This is a genomic window from Lysinibacillus sp. NPDC092081, from assembly GCF_044755845.1.
Lineage (GTDB): Bacteria > Bacillota > Bacilli > Bacillales_A > Planococcaceae > Lysinibacillus.
This window is the reverse complement of sequence record NZ_JBIVRU010000005.1, coordinates 36,270-58,864: the sequence shown is the minus strand read 5'-3', so window position 1 is coordinate 58,864 and position 22,595 is coordinate 36,270. Positions and strand designations below refer to the sequence as shown.

At 38.0% G+C, this 22,595-nt stretch carries 22 protein-coding genes and 1 riboswitch; of the genes, 21 read left to right on the top strand and 1 reads right to left on the bottom strand.

Annotated elements, in window-relative coordinates; genetic code table 11:
• The first annotated feature begins 7 nt into the window (after positions 1-7).
• The 10 genes from ACIQLB_RS10470 (at position 8) to ACIQLB_RS10425 (ending at position 9,859) form a co-directional block, all read left to right on the top strand.
• The gene (locus ACIQLB_RS10470) at positions 8-304 is read left to right on the top strand and encodes a rhodanese-like domain-containing protein (protein WP_400724834.1); all 297 of its coding nucleotides are present in this window, start codon (positions 8-10) and stop codon (positions 302-304) included.
• Between the two features lie 66 nt (positions 305-370).
• Positions 371-937 carry a sulfurtransferase TusA family protein gene (locus ACIQLB_RS10465; protein ID WP_400725329.1) on the top strand — a complete coding sequence of 189 codons (567 nt, stop codon included), beginning with the start codon at positions 371-373 and terminating at the stop codon, positions 935-937.
• A 12-nt stretch (positions 938-949) separates the two neighbouring features.
• Positions 950-1,345 (top strand): DsrE/DsrF/DrsH-like family protein, encoded by a 396-nt coding sequence (locus tag ACIQLB_RS10460; protein WP_400724831.1) that lies wholly within the window; start codon positions 950-952, stop codon positions 1,343-1,345.
• An 87-nt stretch (positions 1,346-1,432) separates the two neighbouring features.
• Positions 1,433-2,560 carry an MBL fold metallo-hydrolase gene (locus tag ACIQLB_RS10455; protein WP_400724828.1) on the top strand — a complete coding sequence of 376 codons (1,128 nt, stop codon included), beginning with the start codon at positions 1,433-1,435 and terminating at the stop codon, positions 2,558-2,560.
• Between the two features lie 213 nt (positions 2,561-2,773).
• Entirely contained in the window at positions 2,774-3,001 is a 228-nt protein-coding gene (locus tag ACIQLB_RS10450) for a sulfurtransferase TusA family protein (RefSeq protein WP_400725326.1), read from the top strand.
• Positions 3,002-3,115: 114 nt separating this feature from the next.
• On the top strand, positions 3,116-3,892 hold the full coding sequence (locus tag ACIQLB_RS10445) for a sulfite exporter TauE/SafE family protein (protein ID WP_400724825.1): 777 nt from the start codon (positions 3,116-3,118) through the stop codon (positions 3,890-3,892).
• A 13-nt stretch (positions 3,893-3,905) separates the two neighbouring features.
• Positions 3,906-4,610 carry a DsbA family oxidoreductase gene (locus ACIQLB_RS10440; protein ID WP_400724822.1) on the top strand — a complete coding sequence of 235 codons (705 nt, stop codon included), beginning with the start codon at positions 3,906-3,908 and terminating at the stop codon, positions 4,608-4,610.
• A 272-nt stretch (positions 4,611-4,882) separates the two neighbouring features.
• Positions 4,883-5,833: a c-type cytochrome gene (locus ACIQLB_RS10435; RefSeq protein WP_400724819.1), complete on the top strand. Its 951-nt coding sequence runs from the start codon at positions 4,883-4,885 to the stop codon at positions 5,831-5,833.
• 275 nt (positions 5,834-6,108) lie between these two features.
• A complete protein-coding gene (locus tag ACIQLB_RS10430) occupies positions 6,109-8,097 on the top strand; it encodes an ABC1 kinase family protein (protein ID WP_400724816.1) in 1,989 nt (662 codons plus the stop codon).
• 547 nt (positions 8,098-8,644) lie between these two features.
• Positions 8,645-9,859 (top strand): C40 family peptidase, encoded by a 1,215-nt coding sequence (locus ACIQLB_RS10425; protein WP_400724813.1) that lies wholly within the window; start codon positions 8,645-8,647, stop codon positions 9,857-9,859.
• 140 nt (positions 9,860-9,999) lie between these two features.
• On the opposite strand, the gene ACIQLB_RS10420 is transcribed toward ACIQLB_RS10425, so the two are convergent.
• Positions 10,000-10,245 carry a hypothetical protein gene (locus ACIQLB_RS10420; RefSeq protein WP_400724810.1) on the bottom strand — a complete coding sequence of 82 codons (246 nt, stop codon included), beginning with the start codon at positions 10,243-10,245 and terminating at the stop codon, positions 10,000-10,002.
• Positions 10,246-10,497: 252 nt separating this feature from the next.
• Here ACIQLB_RS10420 and ACIQLB_RS10415 point away from each other — a divergent pair, with 252 nt between their 5' ends.
• From ACIQLB_RS10415 to ACIQLB_RS10365, 11 genes are all read left to right on the top strand, one after another.
• Positions 10,498-11,046: a hypothetical protein gene (locus tag ACIQLB_RS10415; protein ID WP_400724807.1), complete on the top strand. Its 549-nt coding sequence runs from the start codon at positions 10,498-10,500 to the stop codon at positions 11,044-11,046.
• 228 nt (positions 11,047-11,274) lie between these two features.
• A riboswitch (cobalamin riboswitch) is annotated at positions 11,275-11,476 on the top strand.
• Between the two features lie 257 nt (positions 11,477-11,733).
• A complete protein-coding gene (locus tag ACIQLB_RS10410) occupies positions 11,734-12,276 on the top strand; it encodes a hypothetical protein (RefSeq protein ID WP_400724804.1) in 543 nt (180 codons plus the stop codon).
• 1 nt (position 12,277) lies between these two features.
• The gene (locus ACIQLB_RS10405; protein ID WP_400724802.1) at positions 12,278-13,240 is read left to right on the top strand and encodes an ABC transporter substrate-binding protein; all 963 of its coding nucleotides are present in this window, start codon (positions 12,278-12,280) and stop codon (positions 13,238-13,240) included.
• A 343-nt stretch (positions 13,241-13,583) separates the two neighbouring features.
• Complete coding sequence (locus tag ACIQLB_RS10400) at positions 13,584-14,351, top strand: tyrosine-protein phosphatase (protein WP_400724799.1); 768 nt, start codon at positions 13,584-13,586, stop codon at positions 14,349-14,351.
• Positions 14,352-14,596: 245 nt separating this feature from the next.
• Positions 14,597-16,009 carry an MATE family efflux transporter gene (locus ACIQLB_RS10395; RefSeq protein ID WP_400724796.1) on the top strand — a complete coding sequence of 471 codons (1,413 nt, stop codon included), beginning with the start codon at positions 14,597-14,599 and terminating at the stop codon, positions 16,007-16,009.
• Positions 16,009-16,845, top strand: a complete 837-nt coding sequence (locus ACIQLB_RS10390; RefSeq protein WP_400724793.1) for a putative RNA methyltransferase — start codon at positions 16,009-16,011, stop codon at positions 16,843-16,845. The genes ACIQLB_RS10395 and ACIQLB_RS10390 overlap by 1 nt, the downstream gene beginning before the upstream one ends.
• A 79-nt stretch (positions 16,846-16,924) precedes the next feature.
• Positions 16,925-17,533: a lysophospholipid acyltransferase family protein gene (locus ACIQLB_RS10385; protein ID WP_400724791.1), complete on the top strand. Its 609-nt coding sequence runs from the start codon at positions 16,925-16,927 to the stop codon at positions 17,531-17,533.
• A gap of 58 nt (positions 17,534-17,591) precedes the next feature.
• Positions 17,592-18,056, top strand: a complete 465-nt coding sequence (locus ACIQLB_RS10380; protein ID WP_400724788.1) for a low molecular weight protein-tyrosine-phosphatase — start codon at positions 17,592-17,594, stop codon at positions 18,054-18,056.
• Positions 18,057-18,216: 160 nt separating this feature from the next.
• Positions 18,217-18,936 (top strand): YebC/PmpR family DNA-binding transcriptional regulator, encoded by a 720-nt coding sequence (locus ACIQLB_RS10375; RefSeq protein ID WP_400724786.1) that lies wholly within the window; start codon positions 18,217-18,219, stop codon positions 18,934-18,936.
• A 352-nt stretch (positions 18,937-19,288) separates the two neighbouring features.
• A complete protein-coding gene (locus ACIQLB_RS10370) occupies positions 19,289-20,584 on the top strand; it encodes an arsenic transporter (protein WP_400724783.1) in 1,296 nt (431 codons plus the stop codon).
• Positions 20,585-20,845: 261 nt separating this feature from the next.
• Entirely contained in the window at positions 20,846-22,588 is a 1,743-nt protein-coding gene (locus tag ACIQLB_RS10365) for a methyl-accepting chemotaxis protein (protein WP_400724780.1), read from the top strand.
• The last annotated feature ends 7 nt before the right edge of the window (positions 22,589-22,595 follow it).

Here is a 22,595-nt window from a genome sequence, read left to right as displayed (position 1 = left end):
GAATGGCGTGAAGGAAATTTCAACAATGGAAGTACAACAGGCTTTAGAGCAAGGTCGGGCAATAAATTTAATCGACGTACGCGAAGTAGATGAAGTGGAGGCAGGACACATACCGGGCATTATTCATATCCCACTTGGCTTACTTGAATTTCGTATGCATGAGCTAAATAAAAATGAACCATATGTTATGGTCTGTCGATCAGGTGGTCGTAGTGGAAGTGCTACTCAGTTTTTAGAAAGCCAAGGCTTCGATGTATCTAATATGGTTGGTGGCATGCTTGCTTGGGATGGTGAAGTAAAGTAAGCATAGGCGAGGAACCTGTAGAGCTTGCTATATTTTTTTAGTAAAAATAATACCCATATAGGTATAATGGAGGAAGTTATGAATATTAAGGCGGATTTTCAGCTAGATGCCAAGGGGCTTTCTTGTCCTATGCCAATTGTTAAAACGAAAAAGGGGATGGCTGATTTAGTAGATGGTCAAATTTTAGAAGTATCAGCAACAGATAAGGGCTCGAAGGCGGATATTGCTGCGTGGGCTGAATCTGTGGGTCATCAATATATTGGGACAGTGGAAGAAGAGAGTGTGCTTAAACATTACATTCGTAAATGCTCGGACGACACGATGGAAGAGCAAACATTTGAACATACAATGGAGTTAAAAGAGGTAATGGAAAGAGAAGGTCTTATTCTCGATGTTCGTGAGGAGGCAGAGTTTGCTTTTGGCCACATCGAGGGAGCAAAGTCTATTCCGATGGGTGAGCTAGAGGGACGCCTTTCTGAGCTTGATAAAGAGCAAGAGATTTATGTCGTTTGTCGAACTGGGAAGCGTAGTGATTTAGCTGCTCAAAAGCTTGCGGCACATGGTTTTACAAAGGTATTTAACGTTCTGCCGGGGATGACATCTTGGGCGGGCGATTTAACAAAACATATTTAGGAGGAATTTATTATGTCAAATAAAGTAGCGATAATTGCAAGTAACGGTGGTCTTTTCGATGCGTATAAGGTGTTCAATATTGCAACGGCAGCGGCAGCTACAGAGAAAGAAGTAGCGATCTTCTTTACATTCGAAGGATTAAATTTAATTCATAAACAAGGAATGTATGCATTACCTATGCCTGCGGGAGCGGAGCATTTTGCAGAAGGGTTTGCTAAAGCTAATGTACCAGCAATTCCGCAACTAGTGGAAATGGCACAGGAATTAGGTGTGAAAATGATCGCGTGTCAAATGACGATGGATGTAATGGGTCTAACGACGGATGATTTTATTGAAGGTGTCGAGGTTGGAGGAGCTGTGACGTTCCTAGAGTTTGCAAAAGATGCAGCACCGTCATTAACATTCTAATTAACATAAATGATTCGCTATATAGGCGGAGAGGACAATCCTTTCCGCTAAAAAAACCAATAAAATAATACCTCATGGGGTAATTGAGTGTCAGTTTTAAGATGGAATGCAGCAGAAGTAGCGAAAAAAGTAATTAATAATGAAGAATTATTTATTTTAGATGTTCGAAATGCGGATGCATTCGAAGATTGGAAAATTGATGGCCATAAATTTGAATACCTTAATATTCCGTATTTTGAGCTACTAGATGGTGTTGAGGATATCTTGCCGGCGATTCCAGCTAATAAAGATGTGTTAGTCGTTTGTGCGAAAGAAGGCTCATCACTGATGATAGCTGAGATGTTATCTGAAGCAGGGCGTACGGTGGCTTATCTAGCTGGTGGAATGAAAACGTGGAGTGAATATTTAGAGCCGATTAAAGTTGGAGATTTAACCGGTGGTGGTGAGCTTTATCAATTTATACGTTTAGGGAAGGGTTGCCTTTCTTATATGGTCATCTCTGAGGGTGAAGCAGCGATTATTGACGCCGTGCGTTTTACTGACGCATTCACAAGCTTTGCGGAAGAGAAAAACGTAAACATTAAATATGTGTTCGATACACATTTGCATGCTGATCATATTTCTGGTGGACGACATATAGCTGCAACTACTGGTGCTACGTATTATTTACCACCGAAAGATGCAGAAGAAGTTGTATTTGACTATACACCTTTACTTGATGGCACAGCTGTCCAAGTGGGTGCATCCCGAATTGATGTAGGAGCGATTTATTCGCCTGGTCATACAATTGGTTCAACGTCATTTGTTGTGGACAACAAGTATTTATTAACTGGAGATATTTTATTTATTGATTCAATTGGACGCCCTGATTTAGCGGGTCTTGCAGAAGATTGGGTTGGTGATTTACGCGAAACACTTTACAAACGATACAGAGAATTATCGGATGATTTAATTGTTTTACCGGCTCATTTTATGATTATTGATGAACTAAATGAAGATGGGACTGTAGCAAAACATCTTGGACAATTATTTGCCGAAAATCACGGCTTGAATATTAAAGATGAAGCAGAATTCCGAATTGTCGTAACAGAGCATTTGCCTCCACAGCCAAATGCATATCAAGAAATTCGTCGAGTAAATATGGGTAAGATTACTCCAACGCAGGATGAGCAGACAGAGATGGAGATTGGTCCGAATCGCTGCGCGGTTCGATAATTCGCTTATTTCGTACCCGTAAAAGTCCGATTGGTGAAGACTGATAGTGAGTGGGGGAAAACGCCCGCTTGTAAGATACTGAAATGCAATGAGTATGCATGGTTATAACGTATAAATACCGTGATGCGAGGGCGCTCATCCCTCGTGAATCGCGAAAAACAAACAGAACCGGCAAAATCGCTTACAACGTTTGCTGTTTCAAAGGAGAAAAATATGAAATCAAACTTACAACTAGATGCAAAGGGTTTATCTTGTCCGATGCCTATAGTGAAAACAAAAAAAGCTATAGATACATTGGCTTCAGGTGAAATTTTAGAGGTTCTAGTAACAGATAAGGGAGCTCTTGCGGATATTCCTGCTTGGGCAAAAGCTGGCGGTCATACAATTTTAGATAAATCTGAAGACGCTGGTGTCATTACATTCTTTATTCAAAAAGCTTAATGCAGGTGAGGGTTGTCTCTTCTATTTGAAGTTAAGAACAACCCTCCTTTCATTTGATATTGGTGGAAATGACAATGCCATTAAGGCGCAAGTGACCAGAAAGAAGGAAAAAAGATGGGTTTAGCATGGATCATTACAATATTTTTGATTGGTTTTGTCGGTTCATTTATATCAGGAATGCTGGGAATTGGCGGAGCAATTATTAAATATCCAATGTTATTATATATCCCACCTTTACTTGGTTTTGCAGCATTTTCAGCACATGAGGTATCAGGTATTAGTGCGGTAGAAGTGTTTTTTGCCTCTCTTGCTGGGGTGTGGGCATATCGAAAAGGTGGTTATTTAAATAAATCACTGATTATATATATGGGTAGTGCCGTATTAGCAGGAAGTTTCGTGGGTAGTTACGGCTCCCAATTTTTATCTGAAGTGGGGGTTAACGTCGTTTATGGTGTATTGGCATTGATTGCCGCAGTGATGATGTTTATTCCTAAGAAGCAAATTGACGATAAGCCATTGGATGAGGTAACGTTCAATAAACCGATAGCGACTGTATTAGCTTTTATTGTTGGTATTGGATCGGGGATTGTTGGAGCAGGTGGTGGCTTCTTGTTAGTGCCGATAATGCTAGTTGTATTAGGTGTACCGACACGTATGACAATCGCTACAAGCCTTGCTATTACTTTTATATCCTCTATAGGCGGGACAATTGGAAAATTGATGACGGGACAAGTTGATTATTATCCTGCATTCATTATGATTGTAGCAAGCCTAATAGCAGCTCCACTAGGTGCAAAAGCAGGGAAAAAATTAAATACAAAAATTTTACAAGCTATTTTAGCAGTGCTCATTTTGGCCACTGCCATTAAAATTTGGATAGATATATTGTAGGAGGCTGTAGTAAATGAAAATTGAGATTTTCTCAGATTTCACATGTCCGTTCTGCTACATTGGCAAAAAAGAATTGGAACGCGCCATTAACTTGGCAGGTTATTCAGGACAGGTAGAAATTGAATACAAAGCATTTCAAATTGGACCACATACGCCTAAGAAAGATGCACCAACTTTACATGAGGGTATGACTGCAAAATTGGATTCTACGATAGAAGAAGTAAAGGAAATTACTAAGGGTATAGCAATACGGGCCGAAGAGGTTGGTTTGCGTTACAATTTTGAAGATATGAAAACAGCGCATACTGAAAAAGCGCATCGATTGGCAAAATGGACAAAACAGTTTGGCAAAGAGTCGGTCTATACGGAAGAGCTTATGAGTGGTTATTTTACGGAAGGAAAAGACTTAAACGATGAGAGGTTCTTGTTAAAAGTCATTGAAAATTTAGACTTAGATGTTGAAATAGCAAAGGGTGTACTAGCATCGAACGACTTCAGTGAAGCTTTAGACAGAGATCGATATGATGCCCAACAATTAGATGTACAAAGTGTTCCGTTCTTTGTTTTTGAAAATCGTTACGGTATTAAAGGTGCTGAGCCAAATGAAGTTTTCGTACGAACATTGCATCAAGCGGCAGAGATAGCTGGGATTCAGCCGGTATTAAAGATGGTAGGCGATGGTGAAGCTATTTGTGCTGATGGTGAATGTAAATTATAGTGAAACGCTAAAATGTCGAGTACAGTGCTGTGCTTGGCATTTTTATCTTCATTCAGAAATGTTTATCGGCCCTGAAGTGAAGCGTTAGCTACAAATAGGAAATAGTACATACTATAAGAGGTATTAAGTCTCGTTTAATGTGTTATAGAACAATAAATTTCATAATTTTATCCGCTAAATGATTCTATTTACGTGAGGTGTGAGAAAATTCACATCGAAAAATATGCTGTTTTGCTAAAATATAGGTGATTATACAAAGGGGGGTATTGTAGATGAAACCTATAGTAGCAGGAGTAGCGGGGACAGTATTGTTAGCATGTACACTTTTTGTGGGGGCAGTCATTAGCGACAAAATTTTAGGGGATGCTAAAGGAGAAAGCAATGAAGCCGCTGTACAAACAAAAATACCAACATCAGCAGCTGCTCAGTCAGTTGTCTATGCGCCGCCAAGCATTGAAGAAGTACCAGATGGGCCTATGAAGGAAGCGATATTAGATGGCTATGAGCTTGTAAATAATACACATGTTGCTGCAGAAGAGTATGTTGGGAATCAATTGTCTTGCACAAGCTGTCATGCAGGGGCGGGTTACGATGAGCAAGTTTCGTCATTAGTAGGTGTTATGGCGAATTATCCTCAATATATTGCACGCTCAGGTGATATTGTAACGATTGAGGAACGTATTAATGGTTGTATGGTTCGCAGTATGAACGGAAAGAAATTTGACATGAATAGTAAAGAGTTAGAAGCGATGGTCTCGTACTTCTCCTATATTTCAGAAGGTGTACCTATCGGGGCAGAGCGTGAATGGGTAGGTACAAGTACTATGAAGAACATCCCTATACCGGATGTTAAGAACGGTGAGGAAGTATATGCCCAGTCTTGTATCGCTTGTCACGCAGTTGATGGCTCAGGCACTGGTGCTAATATAGGTCCGGCGTTATGGGGTGAAAACTCATTCAATGATGGAGCGGGTATGGCGCGAATGTCAAAAATGGCCGGCTACATCAAACATAATATGCCAGTAGGTGCAACTGGTACTTTGACAGATCAAGATGCCGCTGATTTAGCAGCCTTTATTTTATCGCAGGATCGACCTGAATGGGCAAATCATAATAAAGATTGGCCAAAAGGCGGACGTCCCAATGATATTATGAATAAAGAAAAACGGGAACAAGTTAAAAATGGCACAATAAATTGGGAACAAGTACTTTCCGCTAACTAAAATGAAGAGAGAGCGTCCCTTGCGAGTAGAAATAATACGCGTTTTGATTTACCTTTAGATAATTTATGTCTAAAGGTATTTTTTTATCTAAAGATGGAAATCTACATCTGAGGTTGTATAGGCAGATGAGACCTTGGAGTGCAGTGAAGTGGTTCAAAACCATATCCTTTAATAAAGAACTATTTCTCTGGTTACTCGTTCTAAACATTAAAAGAAGTACAGGTCGTAATTTGTTATACTAGCAGTATTAGGAAATAGCATCGGAGGTGACGCTGTTGATTTTTTTGAAATTTTTAATCCAAATCATTGTTGTATCAGGGCTTATTTATTTTGTAAGTGGTCGATTAATTGGTTCAAACATTAATTTTATACGTAGGGTTCTTTCTGTAGTCATTAGTGTGACGCTAACGTCCTTTGTTTACTGGTATACCTATTTACGTCATACAAACTTTTTATACGAACCAATGATGCAAACAGTGACAGAGGTCAGTACACTTGTTTGGATTGGCTGCATGCTACTAATTTCGATGCTGCTCTATCTCGTTTTTGAACTTTTCGATCCAAGTGGTATTACAGCTAGAGATCGCCGGAATGGCAAAAAAAATTTATTATTGCGGCTTCGTAGCTACTGGCGACAGCAAAAGCGTTTGCGTCAGGTGTTAAAAATAGCAGTGACAAATGGCGTTGTTCAAACGATTAAATACACAAGACAACGAGAAAATGAAAAGGAGCTTGCTATTGCTTTAAGGGTGACTTTGGAGCAGTGTGGTGGAATATTTATTAAATTTGGTCAGGTACTTTCTACTCGTAGGGAACTGTTTTCACCTATCTTTATTGACGAGTTAGAGAAATTACAACATAGTGTGAAGCCATTATCGTCAGAGCAGGTAACACAAATTTTAGAAGATTCACTTCCGAAGCCTATGAATGAAATATTTGCAAGCTTTCAAATGGAGCCTATTGCGGCAGCATCTATTGGACAAGTACATAAGGCACGATTGAAAAATTTTGATGAAGTCGTGGTGAAGCTACTACGTCCAGAAGTGAAGGGAATCATGCGAGACGATCTCGATATTTTAGAGGAATTTGCCAATTGGCTTTCAAACAAGTCTACATGGGCTGAGTCACTTGGTTTCCGAGAGCTTGCTAAAGGATTTGGCGATGGGTTACGCGAGGAAATTCATTTAGATATTGAGGCTCGTAATACAATGCAGGTGACGAATGCTCTTACCAAAAGCGATTATAAGGTAAGGATTCCTAAAATCTATCCAGAATATTGTCATGAAAATATTATTGTCATGGAATATGTACGGGGGAAAAGCGTTGCAAATGCTGCGGCTGAATTTAATCAATTAGAAAATAATCGTAGGCAGTTTGCACGGACTGTTTTATACTCCTTCATTGAACAAATGCTTTTTTCGGGTATATTTCATGCAGATCCACATCCAGGAAATATTCATATTGATGAGATGGATGGCACACCGATCCTTCTTGATTTTGGGGCTGTTGGCCGTTTGGGAGCTACACAACAAGAGGGCTTAAAGCTAATTTTAATGGGGATTCATCTAACTGATTCAAGTACTTTATTTGACGGCTTAACATTATTGGTTGAAAATGCTGATCATGCAGATCGTGCAAAGATAGAGCAAGCAATTGATCAAATTCTCTTGAAAATCTCTTACGTGGATCGAATTCCAACAGTGGAATTAATACATGCGTTATTTACGGTTGTTCGTGATTTCGGTCTTGCTTTCTATCCAGCAGTAGGTTTAGCGCTGCGTTCATTAGTAACATTGGAGGGGACATTACGGGTAATTGACCCAAGTTTTGATATTTTTACGGAAGCGAAAGATTTTTCATCCGCATATATGCGCGCAACCTTCCTGAAGCCATTTAAAGAACCGATGGCAACAAAGGAACGTATACAAGAAGAATTAGCAATGCTTATTCCGGCATTGCGCAAAATGCCAAGACGAGTTGACCAGCTCATTCAACGGGTGGAGAGCGGAAAAATCATCTTACATCACGATGTTTTTTCGGATGAGGATAATGCTCGTTTTATTACGAATTTGTTTTCCCGTTTCGTCTTACTTCTCGTAGGTATTACCTTTGGCATTATTTCTGTAGCACTTTTAGCAATCTCACAATTTATTCGTGACACGTACGCTGTTTACTTAAATACAGCCGCATACTTAGGCTTATTTTTATGTGCCATTCTTTTAGTACGGCTTTCTATCCAAGCGCTACGTTCTATGAGGCAATAGGAAGCGCCAACTCGGAGTGAAAATCAATCTTTGATTATTAAAACACATTATTGATATCTATTCTTTAGTCAACAAGCTGAGGTAGGGGAAATGCTCCCTACCCTCTTTTTATTTTAACTTATTTCAGCTGGTGTCCAAACATCTGCTGAAATAGAGGAACTGAGGCTAAGAACTTCACATCCTGTGAAAACGCCTTAGTGACCAACTTCATGTTGGCCTAACCGATTCCGGACGCAATTATGCCAGAGCATAATTGATAAATGCGCTCGATAAATATTACAAAAACATTACAAAACAAATAGTGGGTCTAATGGTAAAGTAGTTAAAAACGTTGTTATGTAGAATAAAACGTTATTTTGTAGAATATCTATGAATTTACGTGAATGTTACAAGAATGTTTCGAGTTTTACTAAACGATTAAAAAGACGTGAAATAGTATAAAAGTTATGCTAATAATGCTAAACTTTAAAAGGCTAATAAAATATAAGAATAAATGCAAGAAATCGTTCCAGTGATTACATTAAAATACTAAGAGCGAAATTGACTAGTGAAGGGAAAGAATAACGTGGGTAAACGAAATAAATGGCGTAAGTCGATGGTGCTAGCATTAGCACTAGCTGGCGGCTTATTATTTAATACAGTTCAACCAACCGTAGTGCACGCAGAAGAAACATCTCAACAAATGATTGATAAGAAAGCTAAAATAGATACAGAGGTTAAAAAACTTCAAGACGAATTAACTAAACTACAACAAGAGATCGATGAAAAAGTAAAAGTATTTAACAAAGTACAAGCAGATATTAAAGAAGTTGATGCAAATATTGTAGATACTAAAAAACGTATTGAGCAACGTTCAGCGATTTTAAGTGATCGTATGGCTGCATACCAAGCTCAAGATACTACTGTGGGTATTTATTTAAGTGCGGTTCTTGACTCAAAAAGCTTTGCAGATTTAATGGACCGTGTCGTAGCGGTAAAAACATTAATGGATGCTGACCAAGAATTAGTAGATCAACAAGAAGCAGATAAGGCTAACTTAGAGAATCAAAAAACAACATTAGATGAAAAACAAAAAGAGCTTCAAAAGCAATTCCAAGAGCTTCAACAAAAGGAAAGCGAAATGGAAGTAAAAAAAGCTGAAAATGAAGCGAAATCTCTTGCATTAAAGGCACAAATTGCAACGAAACAAGAAGAAGAACGTTTAGAAGCAGAACGTAAAGCAGCAGAGGAAGAAGCAGCTCGTTTACGTGCACTTCAAGCAGCTACTCCAGTTGTACAAGCAACAAACAACAATAGTAACAGTAACAACAGCAACGCTAACAATGGTAGCAACGCTAACAACAGCAGCAAAGCGAACAATGAAAAATCAACACAACAAGTCGTTGTTGGTTCTGGTTCAGGTACTGCATCTTCAGGTGATGCTATTTCAACTGCAAAGCAATTCCTAGGCCGTAGCTATGTTTGGGGTGGCAGTAACCCATCAACAGGATTTGATTGTTCAGGTCTTGTACAATGGTCTTACAAACAAGCAGGCGTATCTTTACCACGTACAGCATCACAACAATATTTAGCGACACAACGTATTTCAGCAGGTGAAGCACGTGTAGGTGACCTAGTATTCTTCAGCTATGGTTCAGGCATAGCGCATGTAGGTATTTACTTAGGAAACAACACGATGATCGATGCTCAAAACAAAGGTGTTGTTGTTGAATCACTTGATTGGTGGAATCAATATTTAGTAGGCTTCGGTCGTATTCAATAAGCCTTACTATTATATAGACGATTTAAATAGCGAAAAGGTCATCTTTGTAAAAACAAAGATGATCTTTTTTATTATTTGATGAGTATTAGAGTTTAGCCCATAACCAACTGATTAAAATATTACTTCAAACAATGCTATATTTAAGATCGAGCGAGTAAACCCATCACGCAACCGATAGGGTGATCCATTAATTTAGGGTCGACTACTCGACGAATAATGAGTAAAATAACATCTATGATGAATAAATTTACATAAGTAGATATTTTTACTACTATAGCCCTAGTTACTAAAATGATAATGGGGCCGAGAGAAGGAATATTACTAGTTATCCATATAATGATTGTCATCGTTATTGTGTATTTTGGTTGGATTTTAAAAGAGGCCAATAAAGTGTGACACCTCCAATAATAAAGCTAACGTGTAAAATGTATCTTTACATAACTGAAAGAAATGTTCCCTTGCATGTTTAGCCTCGTTTCTGATAATTTTGAAATATACAATACGGGAGCTTGCTTTGTAATTAAAATCATTTGCGACTTTAATTTCGTAGTAGTAAAGTAACGAATAATAGAAATGAAGACAACACTTACAAGTACACCATTTTTTACGTTCTGAAACAATAAAGGTAGGGATGAATCATGGAAAAAGAGATTTTGCAACTTTTTAGTAATTTAACAGAGCGTGACCGTGATATACAATACAAATCATACGAAGAATTAATGAAAATTATGCAGGAACCAGTTGATTGGACATATTCAGTTTGGGAACAACTTATTCAGGCTCTTACATACAAAAACGAACATGTGCGAGCAAGTGCTGCACAATTTTTATGCGCATTGGCAGCAAAAAGTGATCCTGAAGAAAGAGTATTAGAGGACTTTTTAAAGATTTGGGCCGTAACGTATGATGAAAAAACAGTGACTGCGAGGCATACTTTACAGGCAATTTGGAGAATAGGTTTAGCAGGGCAGGTACAAAGAGATTTAGTCGTTTCATATTTGGCGAAAAGATTTCAAATATGCTTAGACGAAAAGCACCCGACATTAATACGCTATGATATTATTGTATCCTTTAAAAAGCTATTCGATGCAACGAATGACCAAAAACTACTAGAGATTGCACAGCGTTTAATTGAGGAAGAGAGAGATGTTAAATACAAAAAGAAATATAAGAATGCTATCCGTTAAAAGTTATGAAATGTCTATTTTTTTGCGCAATACCTTCGTTAAGAAATAGTTTTTATAAAGTATGAAAAAATAAAACGACTGCACGATCAGGATGAATACCCATGGGGGCAGTGAAAATATCCGTGTGCAAAAGGTAATACATGCATGATTTTTCTCCATCGTATTGGTTTATTCAAATTCCACAGCTATTTTTTCCTATCAATCTATGTTAAACTGCTTTACAAGTGAATAATTCTTGCAGAATAAGGGTGCTGAACTATAGCATAATCGGGAATTCGGTGAAAAACCGAAGCTGTTTCCGCAACTGTAAGTACAGGAATCATAAAGATATACCACTGTCGAATTATTTGATGGGAAGGTTTTTTATGACTCACAATGTGATTGAATGAACTGTACAAGCCAGGAGACCGACCTTTGTTTGAACGTATAGATAACTCTTCGGAAGCTAGGAGAATATGCGGCAAATACATAGGCTATGTCGTATCATGCGACAATTTTTATGTTATTTTCGTTGTTTCCTTAGGAGTGGAAATAACGTTTTTTTTTATGTGCACTTATATTTCACCTGCTGAAATCCAAAGAAGGATGTTTATCTTCATTTAAATGAAGATAAAGACTCCGGACGACAATTACGCCAAGGCGAAATTAAAGTAAGAATTTTTCACGAAGGAAAGCGGGGACTTAGATTTGAAAAAAGATGCACGTTATTCTTGTTATCCATTTATGCGTGAAAAGGCATCAACTGTAGATTTTGAAATTCGAACGGATAGCCTTACAACACATATTGGCGTCGCTTTGGCGGCGGTAAAAAAGGAAACGGTAGAGGTAGTAGCAGATAATTTACTAGCCATTTTACCAATGGCTTACCATGTAAATGGCTCAGTCCGAGGTAAATTAGCGGTATCCGAAGATGATTTGACTTGGCTCAGTGATCGCTATGATTTCTATGTTAGTCATGTTAAGGATGAAATACAGAACTTTGTATTACCTCAAGGAACAGAGGCTGCTACTGCATTACATTTATGCCGTAGTGAGGCGAAAAAATCATATCGAGTTTTGCACAAAGTATCTGAAGAACGGGAAGTACCTGCTATTCTCTTTGATTATTTAGGATTACTAGCCAATGTATTTTTTGTAATGGCTGTCTTTATGAATCAGCAGGCTGGTATTGCTGAAATACCGTTTATTAGCAAGTCATACCCGATGAAAAAGAAAAAGGAGAATCAATGAAATGAAGAAAATGTTTAAGCTACAATGGCTTTCTGTGTTAATGCTAGCACTCGTATTAGTTGGCTGTGGCACGAAAGCGGATACTAATAAAGAGACTATTTCTAAAGAAGATCAACAAGTTGAGAAAACTAGCTATAAAGTTAAGGATGACCGAGGCGTAGAAGTAGAGTTTAATGCCGTACCTAAAACGGTTGTTTCATTGCAACCAAGTAATACAGAAGTTCTATTTGCTCTAGGTGTGGGTGATAAAATCGTTGGTGCAACTGAGTATGATACGTATCCAGAAGAAGCGCAAAAAATTGAGCGTGTTTCTGATTCTGTAAAATTCAATAGTGAGCGTATTTTAGCGTTAAAGCCAGATGTCGTTATTGCCTATACAACTGGAGGCGATGAAGAAAATTTAAATGCCTTAAAAGGTCTCGAAGACGCAGGTATTAAAGTATTTGCCATTCAATCAGCTAAATCATTTGATGATGTTTATGGGGATATCCAACAAATCGCAACGGTTATGGGAATCAAAGATAAAGGCGACAAGTTAAATGAAGATATTAAAGCTAAAATTGCGGCAGTTCAAGCGAAAGTCAAAGATGTGAAAGAGCCAAAAAATATCTATTTCGAAATTAGTCCAAAGCCAGACATATATACACCTGGTTCTGGTACATTCCAACAAGAGATTTTAAATGCTGCAAATGTTAAGAACGTTTTTGCTGACCTCAAAAGCTGGACAAAGGTATCTGAGGAAGATATTATTGCGAAAAATCCAGATGTCATTTTAACAACAGTAAACTATGTGAAAAACCCAACGACAGAAATCCTTTCTCGTGATGGATGGAATTCAATCACTGCCATTCAAAATAAAGCGGTTTATTTTATAGATACTGATATTTCAAACCGTCCGGGTCCGCGTATTGGCGAAGCTGTTGAGTTGATAGCCAAAGCAGTATACCCTGAGTTATTTAAATAATCTATTTTGAAAAATAGTATTTTAGAGCTGTCCTTTATCAAGGGCAGCTTTTTTAATAGGTAATTACTCTGGTAGTGTGAGCACTTTACTAGGAAGATTCCTTGACCCTGCTCCGCTTGGAGGAAAAGTGATCGGGTAAAGAGAAACCCCGCTCAGTTTTGATGAAAAAATGATCAGGTAATACGGCCACCTAGCTCCGCTGCAATAAAGATAACGTTCAAATAAATCCCCTTATCGCTCTCTAAGTAGTGTATAACATCTCCTAGTGTGAAAATTGGTATTATATCGAATTGTTCGATAAAATAGAGATGAGAATGCTTGCTAACAGAGAGAGGTGCAGTGAGTGAAACAGTTTGATATGAAGATTACTCCGTTTGAGGCAGTCTATAATTTTCGGGATATGGGTGGTTATAAGTCGAGAGATGGGCGTGCTATTAAGAATGGTTTGATGTATCGTTCAGCAGCACTTGGTAAAATGACGAAAGCAGATAAGGGGCTATTTGAAACGCTAGGTGTGAAAACAATTTTTGATTATCGAGACAACCATGAGGCTCAAAATAATCCTAATCCGGAATTCCCGTATGCCAAGTATATTCAAATACCAGCAAAGGGAAATCATGCTTTTGAGATGCCTACAAACACTGGTGGAAAAGATTTTTATAAGGTTGTAAGCCCAGAGATGTTCAGAGAATTTTATGCACAAATGCCTTTTAATAATGACTCGTTTAAAAAGTTAATAGCAATGATTCAACATCCTGAAAATTTAGGGCTTGTTCATCATTGTGCGGTCGGGAAGGATCGAACAGGTATTGGCAGTGCACTGATTTTACTTGCTTTAGATGTACCTGAGGAAACGATAATGGAGGACTATTTAGATACAAATGTACATCTACGTCCCTTAGTAGAACGAATGGCTCAGACGATTCAGCAAGATTATAGCGAGCGAGAATTACAGCAATTTTATGCCTTAATGTCTGCCCGTGAGGACTATTTACAAGCAGCATTTGATGCAATGGATAACCGATATGGCTCTAAGGCCACTTTTTTAGAGCAAGAGTTGGGCTTAACCACAGAAAAACGTAAGCAATTGCAGGACCATTGCTTACTATGATAAGAAACCCTTTCACATAAATTTGTGAGGGGGATTTTTTTGCGTATTCTACTAGCTTTACGTAATCTTTTAATGTTTCATTCTAAAAACCCTTTACACTCTAAAAATCTATGATAAGATACTATATATTTTTATCCCGTGTTAACGGGCCGTAATTTATTTGTACCGTAAGCGAAGCGTCAGGTACAAAACTCCCGCATCAAAATTGATAGGTGGGAGATTAACTGCCCGTAAAATCTATCTTTATGAAGCGTATAGGAGAAGTGAAAGTATTGGCAGATACATTAAAAGAAAGTGATATACAAGAGACAGATAAGTTAAGTTTGTTCCATTTAACGTGGCCGATATTCTTAGAAGTATTTTTATTTATGTTAATGGGACTAGCCGATACATTTATGCTCAGTGCTTTATCAGACAACGCTGTATCAGGAGTTGGTGCAGCCAATCAATATATTCATATTGCCATTTTAATACTTGAAGTAGTTGGTAATGGTGCTTCCATTGTTGTATCTCAATATTTAGGTTCAAGGCGCATTTTTGAAGCTGCAAAGATTTCCGCTTTAGCAGTAACGATGAATTTGGTCGTTGGACTAATGATGAGTGTCTTATTTTTCTTCTTTTCAAGTCATTTAATGACTATCATGAACTTGCAGGGGGAAGTGCTTAAATACGCTCAAAGCTATTTAGTAATTATAGGAAGCTTTATTTTTTTACAGGCAATTATAAATGCATTGGCAGCGATAATCCGTGTACATGGATGGACAAAGCAAACGATGTATGTATCACTAGGTATGAATGTGCTACACGTTGTATTAAACTACGGTTTAATCTTCGGTAATTTAGGATTACCAGAGTTAGGTGTAAAAGGAGCTGCTATTTCCTCTGTTATAAGTCGTGGATTAGCAATTCTCGTTTTTTTCTGGCTGTTTTATCAAGTCATGGATGTAAGAGTGAAGCTAGAACATTATTTTGAGTATTCAAAGGAATATGTTCGGAAAATATTAAATATAGGCTTACCGTCAGCATTTGAGCAGGTGCTTTATCAGTTTTGTCAGATTGTCTTCCTTTATTATGCAACGTATTTAGGCGCAGAGACACTTGCTGCAAGACAGTATGCCATGAATATTTCGATGTTTACGTATTTATTTGCGATTGCAATCGGGACAGGTACGGCTATAATTATTGGGCGAAATGTCGGTGCTGGTAAAAAAGATCAAGCTTATCATCAGCTTTGGTCAAGTGTACGAGCCGCTTTCGCCTTTACGATCACTATGGTTGCTGTTGTGACGATGTTCCGTAAGCAACTTATGCACGTTTTTACTGATAATCCAGAGGTCATAGCAATCGGAGCATCTGTCCTAGCATTAAGTATTCTGCTTGAAACAGGGCGTACGATGAATATTGTAGTTATTAACTCATTGCGTGCCTCTGGGGATGCAAGATTCCCGGTGAAAATCGGTTTCTTATCAATGGTATGTATGAGCCTCCCGCTCGGCTACTTGTTTGTATTCGTTTTAGATTGGGGTTTAGTAGGTATTTGGCTAGCGATTTCGGCAGATGAATGGATGCGAGCCATTATCGTATACTTTAGATGGAGAAGTCGTAAGTGGGAGCGTTTCGCGCTTGTTTCACCTACAGAACAGAAGGAGGCAAATTAATGGGAGCACTTTCTAAAAGAGCTGCAGGGGCAGCCTTAATGGAGAAAAATATGAAGCTTTTTGCTTGTCCAATTTGTCAGGAGTCAATGGATGTTTTTGAGCAGGGTAGATTAGTATGTTCCTCAAATCATTCTTTTGATATTGCCAAGCAGGGTTATGTCAATATGCTGACACATGGAGCTGTTTCTAAGTACAGTAAAGATCTCTTTGAATCTAGAAAAGCGGTTATTGATAGTGGTATCTATAATTTAGTAGAAGATAAAATCGGAGAGCTAATTGCTAACGCAGAAACCGTGCTGGATACAGGCTGTGGTGAGGGTTCACATTTAGCCCGTATTATGGGGGGGCAAAAAGGTAACTGTATTGGCATTGGTATTGATATAGCGAAAGAAGGTATACTTGCTGCATCCCGTCATTATCCAGAGCAAATTTGGTGTGTTGGTGATTTAGCGAAAAGTCCATTTGCGAGATCAAGCTTCGATGCCATATTAAATATTTTATCGCCCGCCAATTACGAAGAATTTAAACGTCTATTAACTCACAATGGTTGTGTTGTTAAGGTTGTCCCTCAAAGCGGGTACCTACATGAGCTTCGAGCTCAATTATATGCGGATTCTACTAAAGAGTCGTATTCGAATGAACAAATAGTTGCTCGCTTTAAAGAAAGCTTTGATGATGTTAGTGTGGAGCGTATTACTTATACGATACCGCTAGCTACAGAGCTTGTACCAGCACTGCTTGAAATGACACCGATGGGCTGGCATAAAAAAGAGGAAGCCAATATCGAGTTAAATGAAATTACGATTGATGTTGATGTATTAGTGGGAAGAGTCTAGTTATTTCATATGCAATTGCAGTATACTGGTCTTTTCGATTACAATGGGGATAACTATTGAATAAGGTAGGAATGAAACAGTGTATAAATTTATAGCAAATCTTGTCAAAGTGATATTAAAATTAACGGGCTCAAAGGCGCGTGTATATGAGGAGCAAAACTTACCGAAGGAAGGTGGGTTTATTATTGCATGTACACATACGGGTTATGTTGATATTTTAAATCTTGGAGTTTCAATGACTCCTCGAGAAATTCACTTTATGGCTAAAAAGCAGTTGTTTGATATAAAAGGTCTTGGCTGGCTAATTGAACGATTAAATGCTTTTCCGGTTGATCGTGACAATCCAGGACCAAGTGTTATTAAAATTCCTTCACAGTTATTGAAAGAGGGTAAAATCGTAGGGATTTTCCCATCTGGTACACGAAATGCTGAGGGTTCGGATTTAAAGCAAGGTGCGATTACAATAGCACAGCTGTCCAAAACCCAAATTGTACCAGCCGCTTACGTTGGTGCGCGTAATGTTGGCGATGTCTTTAAGCGTGGAAAGGGTTATCTAATTTATGGCGAGCCATTTTATGTAACGGGTAAGGGTAAAGAAGGGCGCGAGGAATTTACACATCGCCTTGAGCATGAACTGATGGCTTTAACAGAGGAATTAGAAAAGCGAATTGTGGCAGAAAAGAAATGACTTAGAAAGCACTCAGGATCGATTGATTTTGAGTGCTTTGTTGTAGGAGGATATAGAAATGATTCGAGTGCTTTTTGTATGTTTAGGTAATATTTGTCGCTCGCCAATGGCTGAAGCGGTCATGCGTGATTTGGTAAGGAAAGAGCATTTGAGTCATAAAGTTGAGGTAGATTCGGCTGCAACAAGCTCTTGGCATATTGGCGAACCACCTCACAGAGGAACACAAGATAAGCTAAAAGAATATGGCATCTCAACAAAGGGTATGCAGGGACGACAATTACAAAAGGCTGACTTTGAAAATTTTGATTACATTATTGGCATGGATGAAAGCAATATACACAATATCCGAACGATGCTTGGCAATCCTGATTCTCCTAAGATTTTCCGCTTTTTAGATTTAACTGACCATCGAAAAGACGTGCCTGATCCATACTATACAGGAGATTTTCAAGAAACCTATGATTTAGCCTTAGAAGGTTGTCATGCACTATTAGAAAAAATCAAAGGGCAACACAAGCTGTAAGTAATCAATATCTTAAGCATTGGAAATCTAGCTTTGTAAGCATAAATTGTGTTATTATTTGCAGAGTAAAGATACGATAAGTATTTAATTACCATTTACAGATGTGCAACTGCGCATCTATGATTTTTATAAACTTATTATTTGGAAGAGAGTGGAAACTATGGGTCGTAAGTGGAACAATATTAAAGAAAAGAAAGCGTCTAAAGACCAAAGCACAAGTCGTGTAAATGCAAAATTCGGACGTGAAATTTATGTGGCAGCTAAATCAGGCGAACCAGATCCTGAGTCAAACCGTGCCCTTAAAGTTGTTCTTGAACGAGCAAAAACATACAGTGTTCCTAAACATATTATTGAAAAAGCAATTGAAAAAGCGAAGGGTGGCGGCGATGAAAACTTCGACGAATTACGTTATGAAGGTTTCGGACCAGCTGGTACTATGTTAATCGTTGATGCTTTAACAAATAATGTTAATCGTACTGCTTCTGATGTACGTGCTGCATTTGGTAAAAATAATGGGAATATGGGTGTCAGTGGATCTGTTGCCTACATGTTTGATTCAACAGCAGTTATCGGTTTAGAAGGTAAATCAGCAGATGAAGTTCTTGAAATTTTAATGGAAGCAGATATTGATGCTCGTGATATTCTGGAAGAAGATGATGCTGTCATTATTTATGCAGAGCCGGACCAATTCTTTGCTACACAAGAAGCACTAAAAGCAGCTGGCGTTCAAGAATTTACAGTAGCAGAGCTTTCAATGCTTCCTCAAACAGAAGTAGCATTAACTGGTGACGATGTTGCGAAATTTGAAAAATTAATTGATGCATTAGAAGATTTAGAGGATGTCCAAAACGTTTACCATAATGCTGATTTAGGCGAATAATAATATAAACATATAAAACCAGTAGCAATTAAAGCTACTGGTTTTGACTTTAGACAAACGATACTCTTGCATAAAGTTGTATGATAATAGGCTTGCCATGGATCAAAAATAATAATCAAACATATCCTATTATTATTTAGGTTGAATCTCTTTAATGTTTTAATCAATACTATTTTGGTTCAACTTGTCTACTCATACTAATGATGAGGAGCTGTTGATTTTTCACGGAAAGTGCCAACTCGGAGTGAAAATCAACCTTTGTTTATGGATACGCATTAGTTTATTCTTTAATGCGACAAGCTAAAAACCAGTAGCAATTAACGCTACTGGTTTTTAATTAGGGAGGGAAACGGTGCAAGCTCTTTTAGCGATTGTTATATTTATAGTAACTTTATTTTTTGTAATAGTGCAGCCGCGTAAATTATCGATCGGCTGGTCTGCTTGTATTGGGGCTGCAATTGCGTTGACGCTCGGAGTTGTTACTTGGCAAGATGTTGTTGAGGTAACAGGGATCGTTTGGAATGCAACGCTATCGTTCATAGGAATTATTTTTATTTCACTTATTTTAGACGAAATAGGATTCTTTGAATGGTCTGCCTTACATATGGCACGTGTGGCAAAGGGAAGTGGTATCCGCTTATTCATTTATCTTTCCTGTCTAGGCGCTATTGTTTCAGCATTATTTGCAAATGATGGTGCAGCTTTAATACTAACACCAATTGTTCTAGCGATGATCCGTAAGTTAAATTTAACCGATAAAATGGTCTTTCCATTTATTATTGCAAGTGGATTTATAGCAGACACAACATCATTACCGTTAGTCATTAGTAATTTAACGAATATTGTGTCGGCAGACTATTTCGGTATTGGATTTATGGAATATTTCTTACATATGCTAATACCGAACTTAGTTTCTTTACTGGCAAGCATTGTTGCGCTTTATATTGTTTTTCGCCGTTCGATTCCAAAAGAATATTCACTTGAGGCAGTAGGTGATCCAAAGCTTGCAATTCGGGATTCGAGATTATTTTTGTTATCATGGTATGTTATAGCAATTTTATTAGTTGGTTTCTTTATGAGTGAGTTTTTCAAAATTCCTGTGTCATTTATTTTATGTGGTGTAGCAGCTATCTTTTTCCTACTTGCACGACGTAGCCATATTGTAGATACAAAGAGAGTTGTGAAAGGGGCACCATGGAATATTGTGTTCTTTTCTATCGGTATGTATGTGGTTGTTTACGGCTTGAAAAATGTAGGAATGACAGGATTGCTAGCAAGTCTATTAGAGCACGCGATACAGCAAGGATTGTTGGTATCGACAATAACGATGGGGTTTGTAGCTGCGATTTTGTCAGCTATTATGAATAACCTACCAACTGTAATGATTGATGCATTAGCTATTGCTGAAACTAGTGCAACTGGCATTATTAAAGAAGGTCTTATTTATGCAAATGTCATCGGCACTAATTTAGGTCCTAAAATGACACCGATTGGCTCACTCGCAACATTATTATGGCTCCATATATTGAAGCAAAAAGGAATTAAAATTGGCTGGGTTCAGTATTTAAAAATAGGTATTGTTCTAACAATCCCGACTCTGCTCGCTACTTTAATAGCTTTAGTGACTTGGATTATGATCATATCATAGGCGAGTGATAAAAATGAAAAAACTATTTTTCTATCAGGCATATCCCTGTAGAAAGATAGTTTTTTCTGTGATTTTAGCTCATCGTTCGCCCCTAGGAAAGCGCCCAGCCTACCCATCCACGTTATGGTGATCAAGCATATCTGGGTAAAAAGGTGAATAATTCATACTTAAATTACGTTTTACCCATTGTGAAAAAATTCAAATCATAACATAATATAGATTAATAGTCATAGTGAACGAAGAAAAAGAGGGGGCTAAAGCATGAAGTTTTCACGTTCGATACAGGGAAAACTAATTATCATTTCGTTAGCATTATTAATTATTCCCAGCTTAGCAATAGGTTTGGTTAGTTATAACAAAGCGAATAAAGGTATGGAGAATATTGGCGAACAAGTTATCAAAAATAGTGTTGAATCTACTCTGCAATTAATCGAGCTTGCAGATGAGAGTGTTAAAAGAGGCGACGTTCCTTTGGAAGTTGCACAGGAACGGGTGCGGGAGGCACTTCTAGGGCCAAAGGATAGTGAAGGAAAGAGGCCAATTAATTACCCTGGAGACTTAGGTAAGTATGGTTATATATATGTTTTAGATGAGAAAGGGACGTTAACAACGCATCCTACTCGAGAAGGGGATAGCCTATGGAACGATAAAGATAGCAGCGGCAATTACTTTATTCGAGAAGTAATCGAAAGAGCACTTGCTGGTGGAGGATTTACACAATATGAGTTTGCGCTACCGGGTCAAGATGTATTAGCTCCAAAAATAATTTATTCTGTAAAGGATCCTAATTGGGGATGGATCATTGCATCAGGTACATATATGCAAGACTTTAATAAAGAAGCTAATTCATTATTACTCGTTATCGGTATTACATTATTAGGAGCCATTATTATAGGTACTGTGGTTGTCATAATGGTTTCGAGACATTTAGCTTTACCAGTGAAAAAATTATCTAAACGCGTACGTGAGGTAGCAAAGGGGAATTTAACCGTAGAAATTGAAAATCTACAACGCTCAGATGAGATTGGTCAGTTAAATGAAGGTTTTAATGAAATGGTTGATCAACTGAAAACATTAATTACAGATGTAGAGGAAGCTATTGTAGAAATTCAATCAACATCGTCAAATTTAACATCTGTGGCAGAGGAAACAAACGCTTATGGAGATGAAATAGTAAAAGCGATAAATGAGGTCTCGGACGGTGCAATGAAGCAAGCTTCAAATGCAGAGGATACGAATAGAACTGCCATTGATTTTGCCCAGCAGATTGAAGTATTGCATGACAAAAATGAAGTAATGCTTGATGCATCTCAACATATGAAGCGATCAAATCAAGAGGGGCTTTTAAATTTAAACAGCTTAAAAGAGAAATCACACGAGTCTTCAGAATCGATTAATAATGTTTATGCTGTATTTAATAGACTAATTGTGAAAGTAAGGGAAATTGAAGGCATTGTCGGTACCATTACCGAGATTTCTGATCAGACGAACCTACTTGCATTGAATGCATCCATAGAGGCGGCTAGAGCCGGTGAGCATGGCAAGGGGTTTGCAGTTGTAGCTGAGGAGGTACGTAAGCTAGCGGATCAAACATCTGTAGCAACTGAGCTAGTGCGTACAACCTTGAAGGGGATTGAAAGTGAAACTAATTTAGTACACGATGAGATGAAGAAAACAAACGTCATTGTTCGTCAGCAAAATGATTCGGTTGCCATAACAGAGTCATCCTTCAAGGAAATTGAATTGTCCGTAGAGAAAATTATTTCCGTCATTGGGGAAATGACTGCAGGAGTAGAATATTTGAATAGCTCAAAGGATTACATGATGCAATCTATCGAAAGCATTGCGATGATTAGTGAGAAAAATGCTGCTGCATCAGAGGAAGTAACGGCATCCGTTGATGAACAGCAGCGTGCTATTCAACTGGTTAGTGAATCTTCTAATGATTTAACAGATGAAATAACGGCGTTACAGGAATCTATTAAGAGCTTTATATTAAGATAATCAATCA